The organism is Thermomonospora cellulosilytica, assembly GCF_014138835.1.
Classification (GTDB): Bacteria; Actinomycetota; Actinomycetes; order Streptosporangiales; family Streptosporangiaceae; genus Thermomonospora; species Thermomonospora amylolytica.
Genome location: NZ_JACJII010000001.1, coordinates 1,662,160 through 1,682,028, shown reverse-complemented (window position 1 = coordinate 1,682,028; position 19,869 = coordinate 1,662,160). Strand labels below are relative to the sequence as shown.

Sequence of the window (19,869 nt, the reverse complement as noted above, 5' to 3'; positions counted from 1 at the left end):
CACAGCGCTCAGGCGGTGTGACCTGAAAAGCGGAAGGTCGGCGGTTCGACCCCGCCCCTGCCCACCCCAATCCATCAGCTTGAAAACAGCGTCCGACCTGCGTGTATGCGGTCGGGCGCTGTCGTTGTGCTGTCCGGCTGTCACCGGGACGCGGCGGCTGGCCGTGCGGAATACGTGCTGAAGTCCGTCGATGCCAGTAGCGCAGGCCGAGCAGTTCGCCCCGCCGCAGAGCGAGGCAGAGCGCCAGAACGTAGGGAACGTGCAGCCGTTCGCACAGACAGCAGGTCCCGCCCTTGAGCGCACAGCAACGCGGGGCCTCATGGGAGGCGTCCCGGCCGTACCGGCGGCACTGGCGCCTCTCCCGTATACGGGTGATGGCCAGCCGCACGTCACGAGCGGTGAGCCTGCCGAGATGCTTCTTGCCCGGTTCCGGGATTAGATGGCGGCGAACCGCGCCTTGGCTGCGCTGCCACTATGATTGCGCGATGCTGCTCGCAGTGCGCTGGACTCGGCTGCTGATGGTGGTATCGGCGGCCGGCTTTACATGCGCGGCCTACGCAATCCGCGCCACGATGGACGGGCCCATCGAACAGTACTCGGGCGCCGCCTTGTCCGCGGCCATCGTCTACACGATAGTGATCTTCATATGGCCGCCGATCTCCCCACTGCCCGCCGGCAGCGCCGCGATCACATACTGCTGGTTCATCGAGTTCGCGCAGCTCACCCCCATACCCTCGGCACTCTCCCAACGCAGCTGGCTCGCGCGCCAGTTGCTGGGCGCCCAGTTCGACCTCATTGATGTCGCCTGGTACCCCGTCGGCGTCATCCCATTAGTCGCCGCGCACTGGTTCCTCCGCGCCCGCGCACGTTCCCGAACAGAACCGACGCCCGCCCTCACGCCATGATCCTGGAACAGCCCTGGGGGTACCCCCGTGCCGGTGGGTGCGTCCGGGGCGTGCTGAACGGTGCGGTCTGATCAGCGTGGGCCGGTGACCAGAAGGCGCCGTGCCGAATATTGGCCGAACCTCAGGCTTTACGTGTCGAAGCAGCAGGTCACAGGGGCGCTTAGCCCTTGGATCGTCGAACCGTTGGGCCGTATCGACCCGCGCGGTCGTCGGCTGAGGCCAAGATGCTGACGCGCCCCTTCCGGTGCTCGGTTTAACAGCCTGATCCGTTCGGCGGCCGTGAACGCTCCATGGCGAGTATCGCGAGCTGCTGGAATTCGCGGGATTCATCCTCACCGGCAGCCATGCGCGAGCTCGTCGGGGAAGTGTCCCGGTCGGATCCTCGAGGCGGTCGGGTTCACGGCGTCGGCGGCCGTGCGATCGTCCACGGTCACTGCAGAGGACGGCACCTCACCTGGCCGAGTGGGGCCGGGCGAGATGAGCGGGCTCAGCCTTGCTGCTGCGGGGCGGTCTGGCTGGGCCCTGCCCCCTGGGGCCTGGCCGGACGGCTGCCGCTGGGCGGCAGCGCGCTCAGCGCCCCCGGTCTCCCGGCAGGCCTGGGCGCATATGCGGCAGTGTTCGTGCATTTCGGCGTGCTCGGCGCAGGAGTCGCCGCAGGTCTTGGTGGCCTGGGCGGAGGTCTGCACCATCGCGTGGTGAGCGGGACGTCATAGCCGGTGTGCCGCGACAGTACGTCGCCTGCTTGTCAGGGGGTGACGATGGGGAAGGCGGGGTCGGGGTTGTCCAGGACTCCCATCAGGCGGTGCAGGGCCGACGTGTCGCCCTCGGTGGTGACGTCCTGGGTGCCCTTGCCGGTGAGCATCCCGAGCAGTTGCGGCTGGGTGAGGGTCACGGTCAGGTTCGCGCCGGTTCCATCGCCGGGGGCTTTGCGGTGGGTGAGGGCGCCGTGGGTGAGCGTGGTGCGGTAGCGGTCACCGGTGTCGGTGAAGGACCAGTCGATGGTGAGGTGCTCGTTCCATGCTTTGGGTCCGTTGACGCGGATCGCCAGGGAGTCGAAGAGCTGTTCCGTGGTGAGGCCGGCGGTCATGCCCTCGGAGATACCGAACGGGGTGGCGGTGACGCCCTGGCGTAGTTCCATCGCGCCGGTGAGGTAGAAGTTGCGCCAGGTGCCGCATTCGGCGCCCTCGCCGAGGCGCTGGTAGACCTCGGCCAGGGAGGTCTTGGCGTCGGCGTTGTCGGGGTCGGCGAAGACGACGTGGTTGAGCAGCGTGGCGGCGAACCGCAGGTCGCCCTGGGCGGTGTAGTCGCGGGCCAGGGCCAGGACCTTGGACGCGCCGCCCATGCAGTCGAGGTAGCGGCGGGACTCCTCGACCGGCGGGTGCCGCCACAGGTGGGCGGGGTTGCCGTCGAACCAGCCCATGTACCGCTGGTAGACGGCCTTGACGTTGTGGGAGACCGACCCGTAGTAGCCGCGCGCGTGCCAGGCCCGTTCCAGCGCGGGCGGCAGTTCGATCTGCTCGGCGATCTCGATGCCGGTCATCCCCTGGTTGAGCATGCGGAGCGTCTGGTCGTGCAGGTAGGCGTACAGATCGCGCTGCTCGGCCAGGAACCCGACGATGGCCTCGCGCCCCCAGGTCGGCCAGTGGTGGGAGGCGAACGCCACATCCGTGTCGTCGGCGAACAGTGCGATCGCCTCATCGAGGTAGCGGGACCACACGCGGGCGTCGCGGACCAGGGCGCCGCGCAGGGTGAGGAGGTTGTGCAGGTTGTGGGTGGCGTTCTCGGCCAGGCACAGCGCCCGGTGGCCGGGGAAGTGGAAGTTCATCTCCGCCGGCGCCTCGGTGCCGGGGGTGATCTGGAAGACGATCCGCACCCCGTCGATGACCTCCTCCTGCCCGGTGCGGGTGATGTCGCGGGTGGGCGGGATCAGGGAGACGGTCCCGGTCGAGGCGGTCTGGCCGAGTCCGGTGCCGACCATTCCCTGCGGGTTCCTGGGGAGGGTGGCGCCGGTGTGGTAGACCCCGCGCCGTGCCATCGCGGTCCCGGCGTAGACGTTCTCGGCGACGGCGTGCTCGGTGAACCCCTCCGGCGCCAGGATCGGGATGCCGTCGGGACCGCCCTCCGGCAGGACGCCCTCGGCTCCGCCGAAGTGGTCGATGTGGGAATGGGTGTAGATCAGGCCGGTGACGGGGCGGTCGCCGCGGTGCTCGCGGTACAGGGCGAGCGCGGCGGCGGCCGTCTCGTTCGACACCAGCGGGTCGATCACGATGACCCCGCGCTCACCTTCGACCAGCGTCATGTTCGACAGATCGAGCCCGCGGACCTGGTAGACGCCCTCGGTCACCTCGTACAGCCCCTGCTTGGCGCACAGCTGTGACTGCCGCCACAGCGACGGGTGCACCGACGCAGGGCATTCGCCGTCCAGGAAGGAGAAGACGTCGCCGTCCCAGACAACCTGCCCCTGGGCGTTCGTGACGATCCCGGGGGTGCGGGAGGCGATGCGACCACGGTCGGCGTTCTCAAAATCGGTCCGGTCACCGAAGGGCAGATCAGTCATCTCCGGGCGATTGCCGCGTCCAGGGCAGGAGAAAAGCGGGCGCTGGTCAAATCCTCACCCCGATCCGGCGCCGCCGACCCGCCCGGCGTCGATGCGCCGCCCGTTGGTCGTCTCGACCACGATGGGGACGCCGTCGGGGACCTGACCGTCAAGACGATCGAGCAGGCGCTCGACCGGCGGGGGGTTCCCCGGAACGCGGACGTGGATGTACATCGTCCTGGACGCGGTGTCCACATTCGTGACATAGGCGCCCTGGACGCCGGCAAGCCACTGCCCGGCCGCGTCCTTGGCCCGGCCGGTCCAGGTGTCCAGCAGCAGCGTGAGCGCGGTGTTGGCCGCCAGCGGCACGAACACGACGGTGAACAGCAGAGCCATGGCGAGGTATGTCCTGCGGACGGGCCGGCCGGCCGTTCCGGCGGCCTCCGCGCCGTAGCCGAGGGCGGCGAAGACCACCATGCCCCCGAAGACCAGCGCGAACAGATTGGACAGGAACAGCACCAGCGCGCCCAGCGCCAGCCACCCCGCCCCATCTCCCAGGCACACCCCGGCCACCACCAGGGGCGGCACCAGGGAGATGGCGATCGCCACCCCGGGCAGCACGGCGGCGACGTCCCGGCGGGCCTGCGCCACGGCCCCGGCCAGACCCGTGGCGACGGCGGCGACCAGATCCAGCAGGCCCGGCGACGTCCGCCCCGCGATCTGGCCGTTGGACAGCAGGTCGTAGTCGCCGGGGAGCACCGCCGAGAACACCATCCCGACCGCGACCACCAGCAGGCAGGCCAGGACCACGACCCCGACCGCCCCGGTCCGGCGGTGCCGTACCGAACCCAACGCGATGCCCATGATCGGCGTGGACAACGGCGCGATGATCATCGCGCCGATCACCGTGGCCGTCGAGTCCGTGAGCACCCCGCAGGCCACGATGACCGACGACAGGACCAGCATCGTCCAGAACGCCGACCGCTTGGCCCGCACGTCCCCATGCGACGGATCCAGATCCCGCGCCAGCTCCTCCACCGAGCGACGCTGCGCCGCCGGCAGAACACGATCACGAACCCCGCTGAACATGCCCCGACCGTCACGGCCGGCGCAGACCCGGCAGGACGGGACACGGCGCACACGGTCAAGTCCTGCCCGAACCACCCCCGGCCGTTGACCGGTGCCCCGCCGGGCCGGCCGCCCTCGGCGGCCAACGCCGTCGACCCGCTCCGAGAGGCAGGCCCGTGGAACGCCCTGGGCCGGTGGGTCAGGGGGTGTTGCCCGGCAGGGGGTCCAGGAGGGTGTGGACCAGGAAGTCGACGGAGCGGCGGAGGCGGGTGGGGAGGTCGGCCACGGTTGCGCGGCCCAGGCCGACGCGGACCAGGTCCATGTACATGGTGGAGTAGATGGCGTGGGCGGCCTCGGCCAGGTCGACGTCGGGGCGTACGGGATGGGTCTCGGCGTACCTGGTGAGGATCTGCAGGATGGCCTCTTCGAGGTCCGCCACGTAGGCGGCGGCGAGCTCGCGGTGGGGGCCCGTTCCGAAGAGCGTTTCACGCTGGTAGACGATGGCGTTCTCCGGGTGGCCCAGGCTGGCCTGTGCCAGCGGCGCCAGCAGGGCGAGGATGGCGTCGGTGGGGGTGGCGCCGCCGTCGGCGAGTTCCATCCCCCGGGCGGCGCCCAGGCGCAGGCGCTCGTTGATCACCATCACGAGCAGTTCGGCCTTCGAGTCGGCGTAGCGGAACAGCGTGCCCGCCCCGATGTCGGCGGCCTCGGCGATCTCGGAGGTGGTGACGGCCTGGTAGCCGCGCTCGGCGAACAGCGCCGTGGCCGCCTCGATGATGCGGCGGCGGGTGTCCTCCTTCTTGCGCTCCCGGCGGCCCGGCGGCCTGCCGCCCGTGGCGGATTCCGCCTGCCCCGTCCGTTTCGTCGCCGATGCCGATGACATGTGACCTCCTCCGGCGGGCCGGCTCCACGGTGAGCAGGCTCTCACTCCCGACCCGTTCCCATAAAAGCGGACTGCGCTCATTATTGAGTCTAGTCCGCAGAAGTGAGGCCGCGGACGGCCGCCGGGCGTTCGGCGCACCGGCGGGGCGCCGGCGTGCCGAGAGCGGGGATCCGGATGTCCGTGGCCAGTTCACCGAGCCTGGGCGAGGAGAGCGTGCACAACAGCGACGAGGACCCACCCACGGAACCCGAGGCCGAAGAGCCGCCCCCGGAAGAGGCCGCGGCCGAGGAGGACCTCCCGCCGCGCGGGGCCGGGGTGGAGGCGCGGGGGCTCTCGTTGCGCGGGCCCAGGGGCTGGGTGTACCGCGACGTGACGTTCGAGGTGCCGCCGGGCGAGGTGGCGGCACTGGTCGGCGACGCCGGATCCGGGCGCACCTCGCTGCTGCTCACCCTGGGCGGCCGCATGCGGCCGACCGGGGGGACCGCCGTGGTCGGCGGTCGGCGGCTGCCCGGGGAGCTGCGCGCGGTGCAGCGGATCGCCGCGCTCGGACTGGTGGCCGGGGTGACCGAACCGGATCCCGCCCTCACCGTCGCCGAGCACGTCAGCGAGGCCATCGACCTGCGCGAAGGACTGCTGGGCAGGCTGCGGGGCCGAAGGCGGCGGATCGCGGCGGCGCTGGACCGGGTCGGGCTGGAGGTCGATCCGCGGATGCGGGCACAGGACCTGCTGCCCGACGAGGCCCGGTTGCTGGGGGTCGCGCTGGCGCTGATCGGCGACCCGGGCCTGGTGCTGCTGGACGACCTGGACGACGGGCTGCCCGTCGACGCGCAGCAGGCGCTCTGGCGGCGGTTGCGGGAGATCGCGGACACCGGGATCACGATCGTGGCCGCCTGTCACGACGCCACCGCCGCGCAGGGACTCGCCGAGATCGTACGCATCGAGCACCCCCGGACCATGGAAGGAGCGCGCACGTGAGGGTTCCGGCCGTCTCGGTGGCCGCCCTGGAGCTGCGCCGGTTGCGGCGCGCACGGCTGACCAGGATCGCCGTCATCGCGCTGGTGCTGCTGCCGCTGCTGTACGCGGGGCTGTACCTGTGGTCGTTCTGGGATCCGTACGGCCGGCTCAGGCATGTGCCGGTGGCGCTGGTCATGGAGGACGAGCCCGCCAAGGCCGGCGGGCGGACCGTCCACGCCGGCGCCGACCTGGCCGACGAGCTCAAGCGACGCCGGGTCTTCGACTGGCACACCGTCGATGCGGCGCAGGCCCGCAGGGGCGTCCGGGACGGGCGCTACTACATGGCCCTGATCATCCCGCGCGACTTCAGCGCCCGGATCGCGGCGCCGTCGGACGCGCACGCCCGGCTCGACCCGGCGGTGCTGCGCCTGCAGCTCGACGACGCCAACAACTACGTGGTCGGCACGCTGGCCGAGGCCGCGTTCGAGGAGATCAGCGCGGCGGCCGGGGAGCAGGCGATCGGCCGTTACCTCGACCAGATCTTCATCTCGTTCGGGCGGATCCACGGCGAGCTGGAGGAGGCGGCCGGCGGGGCGGGCAGGCTGCGCGGCGGCCTCGGCGAGGCCCACTCGGGCGCCCGCCGGCTCACCACCGGGCTGGACACCCTGCACGACGGCACCCGGCGGCTCGCCGCGGGCAGCCGGCAGGCCGCGGCGGGCATGCAGCGGCTCACCACGGCGGTGGACCAGGCCGCCGACCGGTACGTTCCGCTGCTGCGGGAGAACGCGCCGCGACTGCGTTCGGCGGCGCTGCTGGTGGCCGAGGGCGCCGACGCGGTGGCCCGGGGCGCCGACGAGCTGCCGCGCACGGCCCGCCAGGCGCTGCGGGAGGCGGAGGCCGCCGAAGCGGAGCTGAAACGTCACCTCGACGCCCACCCGGAGATCCCGCCGTCCGTGCGGCAGGAGCTTCTGGGGGCGGCTCACCAGGTGGTGCAGGCCGCCCGGCAACTGAACGACTACGTGCAGGCGCACGCCGCCGACCTGCGCGAGATCGCCGCCGACGCCCGTACGGTGGCCGCGCTCGCCCGCGAGGTCGCCGACGCGGTACCCGGGCTGACCGACCGGATCGACCAGGCCCGCCGGGACATCGACCGGCTCAACGCCGGGGTCGGGCAGCTCGCCACCGGAGCCGCCCGGATCGACCAGGGCACCGGGCAGGCGCTGTCGGGGGCGTCCCGGCTGACCGAGGGCGTGGGCACCCTCACCGGCGGCGCCGGGAGGCTGGCCGAGGGGCTGCGGGAGGGGGCCGGTCAGGTCCCCTCCTACGGTGAACGCGAGCGGGCCGACCGCAGCGACATGATGAGCGATCCGGTGCGGCTGGCCGCCACGAAGCACAACGCCGTGCCCAACTACGGGACCGGGTTCGCGCCCTTCTTCGTCCCGCTGTCGCTGTGGGTGGGCGCGATGGTGATCTACATGGTGCTGCGGCCGCTGAACCCGCGGGCGCTGGCGAGCACCGCGTCGGCCCGGCGGGTGGCGCTGGCGGGCTGGCTGCCCGCGGCGCTGCTGGCGATGGCGCAGGCGGGCGCGGTGATCGCGGTGCTGCGGCTGTCGCTGGGGCTCCAGGCGGCGAACCGGGCCGGTCTGCTGGCCTTCCTCGCGCTGACCGCGGCCGTCTTCGTCGCGGTGGTGCAGTGGGTGAACGCCCGGTTCGGGCCGGTGGGGCGGGTCGTCGCGCTGGCGCTGCTGATGCTCCAGCTCACGTCGGCCGCGGGCACCTACCCGATCGAGACCAGCCCCCGGTTCTTCCAGGTGATCCAGCCGTTGCTGCCGATGTCGTGGGCGGTGCGGGCGCTGCGCCACCTGATCAGCGGGGGGAGCATGACGCCGGTCTGGGAGGCGTCCGCGGTGCTGGCGGCGTTCGGTGTCGGCGCGCTGGTGCTCACCGCGCTGGCCGCCCGGGGCAACCGCGTGTGGACGATCAAACGCCTGCACCCCGTCCTGAAGCTGTGACCTGGCAAGGCCCCGCCATCGGGGCGGGACCGCCGGTGAGGCGGCGATCTTCTGGAGGTCCCGGTGCCGGCCCGGACCCCGGGCCGGTGAGCTCATCGGCCGTGCGCCGACCACGATATGTACGGACGTACATAGCATATGTACACTTGTACGCATGATGCCCGACTCGGACGGTCGCTCGATGCGCGAGCGGATGCTCGCCGGTGACCCGTACATCGCCGACGACCCGGAGCTGGCCGAGCTCGGCCTGCGGGCCATGGACCTGATGGAGGCGTTCAACGCGACGCCGGCCCGTGATCCGCGGGAACGGCGCCGGCTGCTCACCGAGTTGCTCGGAGCGATCGGCGAGGGCACGGAGATCCGCCCGCCGCTGCGGGTGGACTACGGCGGCCACCTCCGCATCGGCGCCCGGTCGTTCGCCAACTTCGGTCTCGTCGCCCTGGACGTCGCGCCGATCACCATCGGCGACGACGTGCAGATCGGCCCGAACGTCCAGCTGCTCACCCCGACGCACCCGGTGGACCCGGAGCCCCGCCGGGCGAAGTGGGAGGCCGCCGAACCGATCACCATCGGCGACAACGTCTGGCTGGGCGGCGGGGCGATCGTCCTGGCCGGGGTCACGATCGGGGAGAACACCGTCGTCGGCGCCGGCGCGGTGGTCACCCGCGATCTGCCGGCGAACGTCGTCGCGGTGGGCAGTCCCGCCCGGGTGATCCGCACGATCGAGCCGGGCGGGGCGGGCACGGCGTGAGCGGCCCCGCCACTCCGCGGCCGCCCGTCCCGCGGCGGCCTCGCCGGCACGACCCCCGGCGGCGGGACCGGCTGATCGACGCCGCGCTCACCGTCATCGCCGAACGCGGCGTGGCCGGGACGACGCACCGGGAGATCGCCCGCGTCGCGGACGTGCCGCTGGGCTCGATGACCTACCACTTCTCCTCCCTGGAGGAGGTCCTCATCGAGGCGTTCACCCGGCACGCCGACTCGGTGGCCCGCATCTTCGACGAACGGCTGGAGGCCGCCCGGGACCGGGAGGCGGCGATCGAGGCCGTCATCACGCTGGTGTCGGACGACCTGCTCGGCTCGCGGCACGACCTCGTCCTGACCGTGGAGCTGTACGTGGCCGCGGCGCGCAACCCGGCCCTGCGGGCCGTCACACAGGCCTGGATGCAGCGCAGCCGCCGGGCGCTGGAACGCCACTTCGACGCCACCACCGCCCGGGAACTCGACGCGCTCATCGAAGGGCTCGTGCTGCACAGCGCCCTGTCGACCGACCCGATGACGCCCGGGCAGATCCGCCACGCCATCCACCGGTACCTGCGCTGACACCCCCTGCCCGTCACCACGCGATCGGAATCGCCGATGTCCGCCGCCACCGTGCCCGCCATGCCCGCCGTGCCCGCCGCGCCCACGCGGCAGGCGCGCATGGCCCGCGCCGCCGTCGCCGCGCTGTTCCTCACCAACGGCGCCGTGTTCTTCAACGTCGTACCGCGCTACCCGCAGATCAAGGCCGACCTCGGCCTGAGCAACGCCGTCCTCGGCACCGCACTGGCCGGGTATCCGATCGGTGCGCTGCTGGCCGGGCTGCTGGCCGGCGCCGCCATCCGCCGGTTCCGCTCCGCGCGCGTGGCGGCGTTCGGGATCGTCGTGACCACCGTCGCGACGCTGGTCATCCCGGTCGCGCCGAACTGGGTCGCGTTGGGCGGCGCGCTGTTCGTCGTGGGCGCTCTCGACTCGGTCGTCGACGTCGCGCAGAACGCCCACGGCCTGCGGGTGCAGCGTCTCTACGGACGCTCCATCGTCAATTCGCTGCACGGCGTGTGGAGCATCGGCGCGGTCCTGGGCGGTCTGATGGGCTCGGCCGCCGTCGGCCTCCGCCTCCCCCTCTCGGTCCACCTGAGCATCTCCGCGGTGCTGTTCAGCGGCATCGCCCTCGTCGCCTACCGGTTCCTGCTGCCCGGGCCCGAGGACGCCGAACGTCTCGCCGAAGCCCAGGATCTCGCCGCCGCCGACGGCCACCCGGCCGCCCCGCCGGCCCGTCACGGCGGGCGGCGCTCGTTCACCGGCCCCGCCGTGCGGATGCTCGCCGTGCCGTCGATCGCGACCGCGCTGGCCGGCTTCGCCCTCGCCGGGCTCGGCGTCGCCACCCTCGTCCCCGCCGCCATGCACACCGCCGACGAACTGCCCGGGCTTCCCGACGGCACCGGCCTGACCATCGTCAGCTGGCTCCTGCGCGGAGGACTCCTGCTGTCCCCGCCCCTCGTCGGATTCGTCGCCGACCTCACCAGCCTGCGCGTCGGCCTGCTCTCCGTCGTCCTGGCCGGCGCCATCACCGTCGTCCTCGCCCGCGTCCTGGTCAACCGCGCCCCCACCTGAGCCGTTCGTAGGCTGGGCGGGTGGTGGATGTCGATCATGTTCGGTTGGGTCGGGTCGCCGGCAAGCTGGCGGCGGTGCGTGCCATGCCGGTGCCGCCGGAGGCGTTCGGCGTGGAGGGGCATGGGTTCGAGCTGGGGCCGCCGTTGCCGGAGGCGGTGGTGGCCGAGTTCGAGGAGCGGCATGAGGTGGTGCTTCCGGCGGCGTATCGGTTGTTCGTCACCGAGCTGGGTGATGGTGGTGCCGGGCCGGGTTATGGGTTGTGCCGCCTGGACACCGCGTGCTGTGCGGGTCGCCGGTCGGGGCATCTGGCTTTGCCGAGCCCGTATGTGCCCGGGCCGCGGTATCTGGGTGACTGGGAGCTGCGGTATGAGGATCCGCCGGGGCCGGATCGGGTCTTCCTGCGGGGGACGTTGGAGGTCGCCGGTCACGGGTGTTCCCTGGTCACCCGGTTGGTGGTGACGGGGCCGGCGCGAGGGCGGTTGTTCAACCTGGACTATGAGGGGCCGGTCGGCCCGTACGTGGTCGAGGACGCCGATTTTCTGGCCTGGTATGAGCGGTGGCTGGATGAGGTGCTCGCCGGGTACGACGTCGGCTGGTTCGGTGAGCGCCTTCCCTTGGAGGAGCCCGAGCTGATCGCCGTGCTCGCCGGTGACCCGTCGCCGCAGCGGCGGGCCCGTGCCGGGGAGTCGCTGCTGCGGCTGCCGGTCCTGAGTGATGACGCCTGGGCTGCACTGGTCGGCGCGATGGCCACCGACGTGGACCCCACCGTGCGCGCGGTGGTGTGGGATCTGCTGAGGTGGCAACGACACCGGCACCGGGACCGGCGCCGGCCGGCCGACGCCGAGACGATCGCCGGCGACATCGCCCAGCACGCCAGGTCGTGCACCCCACCAGATCTCGAGGCCCTCAGCATCCTGCGCGATCTGACTTTTGCCGACGTGCTGGCGGAACTGGCGTGCCACGATCTGGAACGGCGCCGCCGGGCGGCCTACCGGCTGGCCTGGGAATCCTGGGCGTTCCGGCGGGAGGACCTTCAGCCGGGCCTGCTCGGCGATGTGGCCGCCGGCCTGTTGGGTGATGCGGACCCGCTGCTTCGTTCGCACGGCGTCGCCGTGGTCCGCTGGTTCGACCTCACCCACCTGCATCCCCTGCTGCGCCGACTGCAGAAAACCGAGACCGACCCCTGGGTCCAGCACCACCTCCACTGGTGCCTCGACTGGCGACCGACCCGCACCCGGGACGACTCACCGACCACAGCAGAGGGATACAGCGAACACCCCCCGTTCTGACGCCCACCCCCCGGACGCCGGACCGGCGAGCAGACAGGCGACGCGCACGACCCACACCCGGACCTGCCGCCATCCGGTTAGCGGCGCAATGCGCATCGACCGGGGCCTGAGGGCAACCCGTCACCGGCCACACCGACTGCGACCAGGCTGTAATCAGCGACCCCGAAACCACGGCCGAAGCAGACTCAATGGTCGTCCGTTGAGCTATGGGACTGGAAGCCGGGTAGATGCTGACCAAAGCTGTCTCATCCGAACCTCTGACCTTGATCTCATTCTTGGTCCTGGATAACTGGACATGCGCAGGCAGGGTGGAGAGAAAAGACATCACGGTGGGAGAACTTCCTGGTCTTATCCAGGTGGTCATGAGCAGCCTTGGGAGGCTTCTCCTTCCCACAGCCGAGCGGACGGGCCACGGGCAGCCGGCCAAGTGACGGCGACCGGCCACCACCACGAGTGCACGTCGGGCACCGCCCGACCTTGGTCAACGGGGCGGCCACAGAGTCGTTGTCACTTCTGAAAGCGGACGGTCGGTGGTTCGAACCCGTCCCTGCCCACCCTTCACGAGCAGCTGAAACGCCCCGAACCGAATGGATCGGGGCGTTTTGACGGTAATCGGTGGCTGAGGCCGGGTCTGCCGTGGGTCAGCGGGCAGGCGGCCTGTACGGTGTTCGGGCTTCGCCGGATTCGGCTCTTTGGAATGAAGGTCGTTCTTACGGGGTGTCCACGGGCCGATGCCGCTAGTCCGTGATCACCTCTCGCATCTCGTCAGGGCCGTATGCCGACGCCCATGTGATGCGCAGGTTCCCCAACGACTCCAGCGAGAGCATGAACGCCGCAAGGGTCTTGTCCTCCGGCGCTTCCGCGACGCTGACGATGTCGTAGGGGCCGCCGGGAGTCCAGAAGATCTCCTTGATCTCCACGCCGCGCTGGTCGGCGAGCTTCTTCGTCTGCTCGTACCGATCCAGCGTCTCCCGGTAGTTCCGCACTCCCTGGTCCGTCCACTTCATGAACGCGACACCCGTAGACATGGGAACCTCCCTCGGACGCGCCGCGCTCCCCCGCGCGCGGCTGTCCCTACCAGCCTAGGCAGAGCCCCCAGCAGGCGAGACCCCGGCCACCGGGTGAACCCGCCCCTGCACACCGCTCGGTGGCCGAGCCTCACCGGTCCAACGCGAACGCCGGGCCGGTTGAACGCGAGAGCGCTCACCGGCCCGCTCGGCGACCTGGGGTGCCGGGCCTGCTCCGTTCTGGAACGGTCCGCCGTAAGGGGGTGGCGGGCCGTTCCCGGGCGGCCCCTGGGGGTGTGTTTGGAAGAGCGCCGGATACGCGGGGCCTGCGGGCGCCTCCCAACGCCCGCGGGCCTGCCGGGGCTTTCGTGGTGTCGGGGCGGCGTGTCAGCCTGGAGCATGATCAATGTGCGGCGGGTGTGGCTGATCCGGCACGGGCAGAGCGAGTCGAACGCGGGGCTGCCGACGAACGGGCCGGGTGCGGCCCCGCTCACGGCGCTCGGGCGGGAGCAGGCGGCGCGGATGGCCGCGACCTTCACCGCGCCGCCCGATCTGATCGTCAGCTCGCCGTTCGTCCGCGCGCGGCAGACCGCCGAGGCGACCGCCGAACGGTTTCCCCGGGTGCCCTACGAGGAGTGGCCCGTCGAGGAGTTCACCTACCTGGGCAGGCTGCACGGGCCGCAGACCACCGGGGAGCAGCGGCGGCCCTTCGCCGAGGCATACTGGGCACGCGCCGACCCCGGCTATGTCAACGGCGGCGACGGCGAGTCCTTCAAGGCGCTCATCACCCGCGTGCGCGCCTTCCTGGACCGGCTCGCCGACCGTCCCGAGGAGGGCCTGATCGCGGTGTTCACGCACGGCATCTTCATGAAGGCCGTGATCTGGTCGCTGTTCACCGGGGTCACCGACCCCGATGCCGCGGCGATGCGCGGCTTCCGCCGGTTCAACGGCGCGTGCGACATCCCCAACTGCGCCGTCACCGAACTATGGCGCCCGAACGGACCGTACGGCTTCCGCGTCGTCGGCGGCGGAACGACGCACCTGGCGGAAGTCTCCACCACCCAGGGAACGGCCTCATCGGCGGCCCTGGACTAGAAGGCAGGCCATCGGTGTCCGTCGACCCGCGTCAGGAGGGCGTGGGCGGTCACATCTTCGCGTCGCGTTCCGTCAGAGCTGTGAACGACACGATCGGCCGGCGCGGTGAGCGCCGGCGACCTCGCGGAGGAAACGTGACCATGCAAGCGCGGATGAAGAACCCCGCCTACGTGCTGCCGAACGGGATGAAGGGGATCGGCGGCCTCTTCAAGGCGGTCGGCGAGGGCGGCCTGTCCCCCGTGATGCAGGAGATCGTCGGGCTGCGGGCCAGCCAGATCAACGGGTGCGGCGCCTGCGTGCACGCCCATGTGCAGAACCTGCGGAAGGCCGGGGAGTCCGACGAGCGGGTGGCGACGGTGGCGGCGTGGCGGGAGGCGCCGTTCTTCACCGACGCCGAACGAGCGGCGCTGGAGTTGACCGAGGCGGTCACGCGGCTGGCCGACCGGTCCGGGGACGCGGTGCCCGACGCGCTGTGGGACGACGTCGCCGACCACTTCGACGAAAGGCAGATCGCGGCGCTCCTCCTGCTGATCGGCGTGACCAACCTGTTCAACCGGATCAACGCCGCCATCAAGGAACCCGCGGGCACCTCCTGGAGCTGAGTCCCCTCGCCGAGCCCGAGGAGCCATCCCATGGCCGTCGCCCGCCGGGGACCGGCGCACGCACGCCAGGGTCGGTGCCGGACCCCCGACGACACCGGCCGGGAGTCCGGCCCGGCGGTCATCACCGCCATCGCCCACGACGTGCTCGTCACATCGGCCGGCTCTGGTCCGTCAGGGCCATGACGGATCCGACGAGGAGATGTGACCGACGATGAACGAGCGCGAGTTCCTGGCCGACCGGTTCGAGGCGCACCGCGGCCACCTGAAGGCGGTGGCGTACCGGATGCTCGGCTCGCTGGCCGAGGCCGACGACGCGGTGCAGGAGGCGTGGCTGCGGCTCAACCGCTCCGACGTCGGCGGCGTGGAGAACCTGGGCGGCTGGCTGACCACGGTCGTCGGCCGGGTGTGCCTGGACATGCTCCGCTCCCGCACCGCCCGGCGCGAGGAGCCCCTGGACGGCCGCCTGCCCGATCCCGTCCTCGGCCCCGCCCACGGGACCGACCCGGAAGGGCAGGCGCTGGTGGCCGACTCCGTCGGGCTGGCCCTCCTGGTGGTCCTCCAGTCGCTCGGGCCCGCCGAACGGCTCGCGTTCGTGCTGCACGACATGTTCGCGGTCCCGTTCGAGCAGATCGCCCCGATCATCGACCGCTCCCCCACGGCCGCCCGGCAACTGGCCAGCCGCGCCCGCCGCCGGGTCCGCGGCACGGCCCCGGTCCCCGACCCGGACCTGGCCCGCCAGCGCCGGGTCGTCGACGCGTTCCTCGCCGCGGCGCGCGACGGCGACTTCGACGCGCTGGTCGCCGTGCTCCACCCGGACGTGGTGCTGCGCGCCGACCGCGGCGCCCCGGCCGAGGGCGGGCTGACCGAGTTCCGCGGCCGGGACGCCGTCGCCGGGCAGGCGGCGACCTTCCACCGGTTCGCCACCGCGTACTCGGTGCGGCCGGCGCTGGTGAACGGGGCCGCCGGCCTGGTGAGCGTCGCCGGCGGGCGGCCGATGTCGGTCCTGAGCTTCACCGTCGCCGGCGGCAGGATCGCCGCGATCGACATCCTCGCCGACCCCGACCGCCTCCGCCGCCTCGACCTGACCGTCCTGGACGGCTAGCCGACCCGTTCCAGGCCCCGTCCTCGATCGGCGCGTGCTCCCCGGCCGACGCGGCGAACCCCGCCCGGACCGGACAGCCGTCCCGGATACGCCTTGGCCCGTCCGGGAGACGCCCGGGGATGTGGCCGCCGCGATCACCTTCCTCGCCGAGACGGTGGGGCGGGGGCGTCGGCGGTGGCCGACGGTCCCCGCCCGTCTCCGTGGGGTCGGGACGAAGCCCGGCTCACATGCCGACGGCGTGGTTGACGAGCCGGTAGTTGCGAGGACAGGACAGCATGCTGCTGGTGCCGGTGAAGCTCCTGGTGACCTCGACGGTGACCCTGCTGCGCCGGTCCCGGCACCTGAGCCAGTGCTCGTAGTCGCGGGACTCGCGGCAGCGGGCCAGTGACGCGGCCTCGTTCTGCATGGTGCGCAGGGTGCAGTGGATCGGCGTCTGCCGGACGGGGACCGGGGCGGTGGTGGCCTCGGCCGCGGGAACGGTGACGAGTCCGGCCGCCAGCAGCGCCGGAACGGTCATCAGGGAGGCGATGCGGTGTCGCATGGGAACTCCAATCACTAATCGGAAATGTTCCGTCACGATGAGTTACCACGAGGGCACTTCGTCAACACCCCGGAACAGGATCGAGATGGTCAAGCCGATCAGCGGGCGCGGTCGGCGGCCGAGGTGGCCAGGTCGGTGAGGGCCCGGCGGGCGGGGGCGGGGACGGGCGCGGTGGACAGGGCCGCCAGGGCCTGGTCGACGCGTTCCTTGATCATGGCCTCGACCGCGGTGAGGGTCCCGGTGTCCAGCAGAACGCCGCGGAGTTCGGCGGCGCCCCGCTCGTCGAGGTCCGGGTCACCGTGCAGCCTGCCGATCAGGTCGCGCTGGGCGGGCGTGGCGCGCTCGAGGGCGTGGGCGATCAGGACGGTGGGCTTGCCGTCGCGGAAGTCGTCCAGGTCGGACTTGCCGGTCACCTCCGGGTCGCCGAACGCGCCGAGGACGTCGTCGCGGAGCTGGAACGCCTCGCCCACCGCCACCCCGAACGCCGAGTACGCCGCCATCAGCGCCGGGGACGCCCCGGCCAGCGCGCCGCCCACCTGGAGGGGGCGTTCGACGGTGTACTTGGCCGACTTGTAGCGCACCACCCGCATCGACCGTTCGGCCGTGGTGGGGCCGTGGGCCTGTTCGAGGATGTCCAGGTGCTGGCCGTAGCAGACCTCCGAGCGCATCCGGTGGTAGTAGGGGCGCGCCGCCACCAGGCTCCGGGCGGGCAGGCCGCTGACGAACAGCATCTCGTCGGCCCAGGTCATGCACAGGTCGCCGAGCAGGATGGCGGTGGCGACGCCGAACCGCCGGGGGTCCCCCCGCCAGCGCTCGGCGGCATGCCGTTCGGCCAGGGCGCGGTGCAGGGTGGGGCGGCCGCGGCGCAGCGCGCTGTCGTCCATGATGTCGTCGTGGATCAGGCAGAAGGCGTGGAAGAGCTCCAGCGCCGACGCCGCCCGGACGATCTCGGGGCGGTCCGCGCCCCCGGCGCCGCGCCAGCCCCAGTAGCACAGCAGCGGCCGCAGCCGTTTGCCGCCCCGCACCACGAACTCGCGCACCAGGCGGAACATCGGGGCCGTGGCCTCGTCGTCCAGGCCGCGCAGCCGGTCGTCGAGGAAGGCCGCCAGCTCCGCGTCGATGCGGGCGCGCAGGCGTTCGGTCTCCATGAACGTCTCCTCAGCGGTGTCGGGGGCGGTGCCGGGACCACCACAGCAGCGCGGCGGCGATCGCGGCGGTCTGCAGCGCGGTCCTCGTGCGGGGCGCACGCGCGTCGCGCAGCCGGCCCGTGCGGACGGTGAACTCGCGGTTGGCCATGTCGCGGACCAGCCCGCGCAGCTGCTCGGGGGCCAGCGTGTTGCCGATCATCAGGTCGAGCGCGGTCCGGGCGGCCTGGATCTCCGACAGCGACTCCGCGGCCAGGTGGATCAGGATGTCGCGCAGCTCCTCGGTGAAGACCTCGGTCAGCGCCAGCTCCGGGGCCAGATGCCGGACCGAGCCCTCGATGTTGGAGAACGACTTGCCCAGCAGCGACACGACCGGGCTGGTCTGGATGCCGCGCCGGGTGGAGTACTTCAGCACCGAGGTCAGGGTGACGCCGAAGTCCAGGTCCTCCAGCGACGCGGTGGCGATCCTGGGCACCAGCAGGGCCATGTCGCCGGCGAACCCGGGGACGTCCGCCCACGGGGTGGCCCGGCCCAGCTCCACCCAGGCGCGGGCCAGGCCGGGGCCGTCGTTGTGGGCCAGGCTGAGCAGCACCGTCACCAGCGTCATGCTCATCCGCCGGTCGATGCGCCCGACCATGCCCCAGTCGATCAGGTGGGCCGGGTGGCCGGGGGCGACGAAGATGTTGCCCGGGTGCGGGTCGGCGTGGAAGAACCGGTCCACGAAGTACCCGCGGTACATGAACGCCAGCAGGTCGCGGCCGATCCCCAGGCGTTCCTTCTCGGTGAGGGAGCCGGTGTCCACCTCGCGGATGGACCGGCCGGGCGCGGTGCTCTGCACGATCACCCGCGGGGTCGCCCAGACCACCTCGGGCACGTCCAGGTACTCGAACTCCCCGACCAGCTCGCGGGCGCGGTCCATGTTGGCGGCCTCGACGGTCAGGTCGAGCTCGGCCTCCATCGCCTCGAAGATCACGTTCAGCGAGGACTCGACGTCGATCACGGCGTTGAAGTCGGGGAACGCCCGCGCCACCAGCCGCGCGGCCCGGCGCATCATCGCCATGTCGTCCAGCACCAGGGACCGGATGTCGGGCCGCTGGATCTTCAGCACCACGGACTCCCCGCCGCGCAGCACCGCCCGGTAGGCCTGGGCCAGGGACGCCGAGCCCAGCGGCTCCGACCGGTCGATGTGCTCGAAGCGGCGTTCCCAGTCCTCCCCCAGCTCCTGTGCCAGCACCGGCTCGAACATCGCGAACGGCGCGGCGGACACCCGGTCGTGCAGCAGCGCCAGTTCGGCCATGGTCCGCGGCGACACCAGGTCCGGGCGGGTCGACAGCATCTGCCCGACCTTCACGTAGAACGGGCCCAGGCGTTCCAGCGCGAGCCGGACGGCGCGGGCCCGGCCGTCGTCCGGCTCCTCCGGCCGTACCGCCCGGGTCAGCTCGGCGCCGAGGAGCCCGGCCAGGACCCTGGTCACGGTGAGCAGCCGTCCGGCGGTCAAGGCCGCCTCCGCTGCCGTTCGTCCGGTGCGGGCGCCGTCATGCGCAGCAGGTCCGCCAGGCCGGCCTGGCGGGACAGCTCGTTCCGCAGCACCTCGGCCAGCACCTCGTTGGTGCACTCCTCGCCCGTGCCCTGCCGGTGGGCGCGGAACGGGCGGCCCGCCCGGACGTCGTCGCCCAGTTCCGCCGGGTCCACGAACCGGCGCCGGTCGAGGTCGAACAGGCGCCCGTCGGTCTCGCGCCGCAGGCGCCTGGGGCGGCGCGGCCGGGATCCCCGGAATCGACCGTTCACTCGTCTCCCCTCCACGGTCGTGTTCCGTCGCTCCCGCGCGCCGCCCCAGGCTCATTCCGGCCCGCCGGTGGGCCGCCGCGGGCCGGTCAGGCGGATGGTCTCAGTGCTGTTCGGCGTCGCCGGGCCGGTCCGGGCCGACCCTGCGCGCCAGTTCCTCCACGCGCCGGTTCAGCCGGGCGAGCTGACCGGTGAGGCGGCGGCCGTCGTCGGGCGCCCGCCTGGCGTCCCGCTCCCGGCTCGGCGGACGGCGCCCGTCCCACGGACCGCGCCGCCCCCGCCGGCAGCGCCGCAGCCGGCGGGCGAGGTCCCACAGGTCCTCGAGGATCTCCTCGATGTCCGTCCAGTCGCAGTCGTCCCAGTCCCAGTCGTCGTCCCACCAGTCGTCGTCCCAGTCCCAGTCGTCGTCGTCCCAGTCCCGGTTCTCGACGGCCTTGCGGGCGGCCCGGCGCAGGTCGCGTTCGACGTCGCCGGCCCGGTCGAGGGTCTCGTCGATGAGCTCGCCGATGTGGCGGGTGGTGCCTCTGCGGCGCCGCCTGGTCATGTACGGCCTCCTTGTGCGGGGTTCGTCAGGG

Annotated in this window: 20 protein-coding genes; 10 read left to right on the top strand and 10 right to left on the bottom strand. The window is 72.3% G+C overall.

What is annotated here, in order from left to right; genetic code table 11:
- Positions 1-485: 485 nt before the first annotated feature.
- Positions 486-905, top strand: coding sequence for a ribosomal maturation YjgA family protein (locus HNR21_RS08120; RefSeq protein ID WP_182704691.1), 420 nt, complete (start codon positions 486-488; stop codon positions 903-905).
- Between the two features lie 332 nt (positions 906-1,237).
- Here the strand turns inward: HNR21_RS08120 and HNR21_RS36790 are convergent, their stop codons facing one another.
- The 4 genes from HNR21_RS36790 to HNR21_RS08105 all read right to left on the bottom strand — a co-directional run bounded on the left by HNR21_RS36790 (position 1,238) and on the right by HNR21_RS08105 (position 5,389).
- Complete coding sequence (locus HNR21_RS36790; protein WP_512700785.1) at positions 1,238-1,594, bottom strand: four-helix bundle copper-binding protein; 357 nt, start codon at positions 1,592-1,594, stop codon at positions 1,238-1,240.
- Positions 1,595-1,650: 56 nt separating this feature from the next.
- Positions 1,651-3,462: an alkyl/aryl-sulfatase gene (locus HNR21_RS08115; protein ID WP_182704690.1), complete on the bottom strand. Its 1,812-nt coding sequence runs from the start codon at positions 3,460-3,462 to the stop codon at positions 1,651-1,653.
- 54 nt (positions 3,463-3,516) lie between these two features.
- Positions 3,517-4,479 carry a DUF389 domain-containing protein gene (locus HNR21_RS08110; protein ID WP_312880911.1) on the bottom strand — a complete coding sequence of 321 codons (963 nt, stop codon included), beginning with the start codon at positions 4,477-4,479 and terminating at the stop codon, positions 3,517-3,519.
- A 229-nt stretch (positions 4,480-4,708) separates the two neighbouring features.
- Positions 4,709-5,389 (bottom strand): TetR/AcrR family transcriptional regulator, encoded by a 681-nt coding sequence (locus tag HNR21_RS08105; RefSeq protein ID WP_182704688.1) that lies wholly within the window; start codon positions 5,387-5,389, stop codon positions 4,709-4,711.
- Positions 5,390-5,569: 180 nt separating this feature from the next.
- On the opposite strand from HNR21_RS08105, the gene HNR21_RS08100 reads away from it, so the two are divergent.
- The 6 genes from HNR21_RS08100 (at position 5,570) to HNR21_RS08075 (ending at position 12,017) form a co-directional block, all read left to right on the top strand.
- Positions 5,570-6,364 (top strand): ATP-binding cassette domain-containing protein, encoded by a 795-nt coding sequence (locus HNR21_RS08100; RefSeq protein WP_312880909.1) that lies wholly within the window; start codon positions 5,570-5,572, stop codon positions 6,362-6,364.
- Entirely contained in the window at positions 6,361-8,355 is a 1,995-nt protein-coding gene (locus HNR21_RS08095; RefSeq protein WP_182704686.1) for a YhgE/Pip domain-containing protein, read from the top strand. Before HNR21_RS08100 ends, HNR21_RS08095 begins: the two co-directional genes overlap by 4 nt.
- A 157-nt stretch (positions 8,356-8,512) precedes the next feature.
- The gene (locus tag HNR21_RS08090) at positions 8,513-9,106 is read left to right on the top strand and encodes a sugar O-acetyltransferase (protein WP_182708532.1); all 594 of its coding nucleotides are present in this window, start codon (positions 8,513-8,515) and stop codon (positions 9,104-9,106) included.
- A complete protein-coding gene (locus tag HNR21_RS08085) occupies positions 9,103-9,678 on the top strand; it encodes a TetR/AcrR family transcriptional regulator (RefSeq protein ID WP_182704685.1) in 576 nt (191 codons plus the stop codon). Before HNR21_RS08090 ends, HNR21_RS08085 begins: the two co-directional genes overlap by 4 nt.
- 36 nt (positions 9,679-9,714) lie before the next feature.
- Positions 9,715-10,728 (top strand): MFS transporter, encoded by a 1,014-nt coding sequence (locus HNR21_RS08080; protein WP_220500075.1) that lies wholly within the window; start codon positions 9,715-9,717, stop codon positions 10,726-10,728.
- Positions 10,729-10,886: 158 nt separating this feature from the next.
- Positions 10,887-12,017: a hypothetical protein gene (locus HNR21_RS08075; protein ID WP_220500074.1), complete on the top strand. Its 1,131-nt coding sequence runs from the start codon at positions 10,887-10,889 to the stop codon at positions 12,015-12,017.
- A gap of 737 nt (positions 12,018-12,754) precedes the next feature.
- Here the strand turns inward: HNR21_RS08075 and HNR21_RS08070 are convergent.
- Positions 12,755-13,045: a GYD domain-containing protein gene (locus HNR21_RS08070; protein WP_119726754.1), complete on the bottom strand. Its 291-nt coding sequence runs from the start codon at positions 13,043-13,045 to the stop codon at positions 12,755-12,757.
- Positions 13,046-13,423: 378 nt separating this feature from the next.
- On the opposite strand from HNR21_RS08070, the gene HNR21_RS08065 reads away from it, so the two are divergent.
- The 3 genes from HNR21_RS08065 (at position 13,424) to sigJ (ending at position 15,823) form a co-directional block, all read left to right on the top strand.
- Positions 13,424-14,119 carry a histidine phosphatase family protein gene (locus HNR21_RS08065; protein WP_220500073.1) on the top strand — a complete coding sequence of 232 codons (696 nt, stop codon included), beginning with the start codon at positions 13,424-13,426 and terminating at the stop codon, positions 14,117-14,119.
- Positions 14,120-14,259: 140 nt separating this feature from the next.
- Positions 14,260-14,721: a carboxymuconolactone decarboxylase family protein gene (locus tag HNR21_RS08060; RefSeq protein ID WP_182708529.1), complete on the top strand. Its 462-nt coding sequence runs from the start codon at positions 14,260-14,262 to the stop codon at positions 14,719-14,721.
- A gap of 211 nt (positions 14,722-14,932) precedes the next feature.
- Complete coding sequence (sigJ, locus tag HNR21_RS08055; RefSeq protein WP_182704683.1) at positions 14,933-15,823, top strand: RNA polymerase sigma factor SigJ; 891 nt, start codon at positions 14,933-14,935, stop codon at positions 15,821-15,823.
- A 223-nt stretch (positions 15,824-16,046) separates the two neighbouring features.
- Here the strand turns inward: sigJ and HNR21_RS08050 are convergent, their stop codons facing one another.
- From HNR21_RS08050 to HNR21_RS08030, 5 genes are all read right to left on the bottom strand, one after another.
- A complete protein-coding gene (locus HNR21_RS08050; protein ID WP_119726750.1) occupies positions 16,047-16,364 on the bottom strand; it encodes a hypothetical protein in 318 nt (105 codons plus the stop codon).
- Between the two features lie 98 nt (positions 16,365-16,462).
- The gene (locus HNR21_RS08045) at positions 16,463-17,512 is read right to left on the bottom strand and encodes a polyprenyl synthetase family protein (RefSeq protein WP_182704682.1); all 1,050 of its coding nucleotides are present in this window, start codon (positions 17,510-17,512) and stop codon (positions 16,463-16,465) included.
- A 10-nt stretch (positions 17,513-17,522) separates the two neighbouring features.
- Positions 17,523-19,007 carry an ABC1 kinase family protein gene (locus HNR21_RS08040; RefSeq protein ID WP_198679330.1) on the bottom strand — a complete coding sequence of 495 codons (1,485 nt, stop codon included), beginning with the start codon at positions 19,005-19,007 and terminating at the stop codon, positions 17,523-17,525.
- A complete protein-coding gene (locus HNR21_RS08035) occupies positions 19,004-19,297 on the bottom strand; it encodes a hypothetical protein (protein WP_182704681.1) in 294 nt (97 codons plus the stop codon). Before HNR21_RS08035 ends, HNR21_RS08040 begins: the two co-directional genes overlap by 4 nt.
- 100 nt (positions 19,298-19,397) lie before the next feature.
- Positions 19,398-19,838 carry a hypothetical protein gene (locus tag HNR21_RS08030; protein WP_157995708.1) on the bottom strand — a complete coding sequence of 147 codons (441 nt, stop codon included), beginning with the start codon at positions 19,836-19,838 and terminating at the stop codon, positions 19,398-19,400.
- Positions 19,839-19,869: the final 31 nt, after the last annotated feature.

Bases quoted from the DNA above. Each gene is read 5' to 3' on its own strand.
- HNR21_RS08105 (WP_182704688.1), bottom strand. From the start codon at position 5,389: ATGTCATCGGCATCGGCGACGAAACGGACGGGGCAGGCGGAATCCGCC.
- HNR21_RS08070 (WP_119726754.1), bottom strand. From the start codon at position 13,045: ATGTCTACGGGTGTCGCGTTCATGAAGTGGACGGACCAGGGAGTGCGG.
- HNR21_RS36790 (WP_512700785.1), bottom strand. From the start codon at position 1,594: ATGGTGCAGACCTCCGCCCAGGCCACCAAGACCTGCGGCGACTCCTGC.
- HNR21_RS08080 (WP_220500075.1), top strand. From the start codon at position 9,715: ATGTCCGCCGCCACCGTGCCCGCCATGCCCGCCGTGCCCGCCGCGCCC.
- sigJ (WP_182704683.1), top strand. From the start codon at position 14,933: ATGAACGAGCGCGAGTTCCTGGCCGACCGGTTCGAGGCGCACCGCGGC.
- HNR21_RS08090 (WP_182708532.1), top strand. From the start codon at position 8,513: ATGCCCGACTCGGACGGTCGCTCGATGCGCGAGCGGATGCTCGCCGGT.
- HNR21_RS08115 (WP_182704690.1), bottom strand. From the start codon at position 3,462: ATGACTGATCTGCCCTTCGGTGACCGGACCGATTTTGAGAACGCCGAC.
- HNR21_RS08120 (WP_182704691.1), top strand. From the start codon at position 486: ATGCTGCTCGCAGTGCGCTGGACTCGGCTGCTGATGGTGGTATCGGCG.
- HNR21_RS08065 (WP_220500073.1), top strand. From the start codon at position 13,424: ATGATCAATGTGCGGCGGGTGTGGCTGATCCGGCACGGGCAGAGCGAG.
- HNR21_RS08045 (WP_182704682.1), bottom strand. From the start codon at position 17,512: ATGGAGACCGAACGCCTGCGCGCCCGCATCGACGCGGAGCTGGCGGCC.
- HNR21_RS08050 (WP_119726750.1), bottom strand. From the start codon at position 16,364: ATGCGACACCGCATCGCCTCCCTGATGACCGTTCCGGCGCTGCTGGCG.
- HNR21_RS08060 (WP_182708529.1), top strand. From the start codon at position 14,260: ATGCAAGCGCGGATGAAGAACCCCGCCTACGTGCTGCCGAACGGGATG.
- HNR21_RS08030 (WP_157995708.1), bottom strand. From the start codon at position 19,838: ATGACCAGGCGGCGCCGCAGAGGCACCACCCGCCACATCGGCGAGCTC.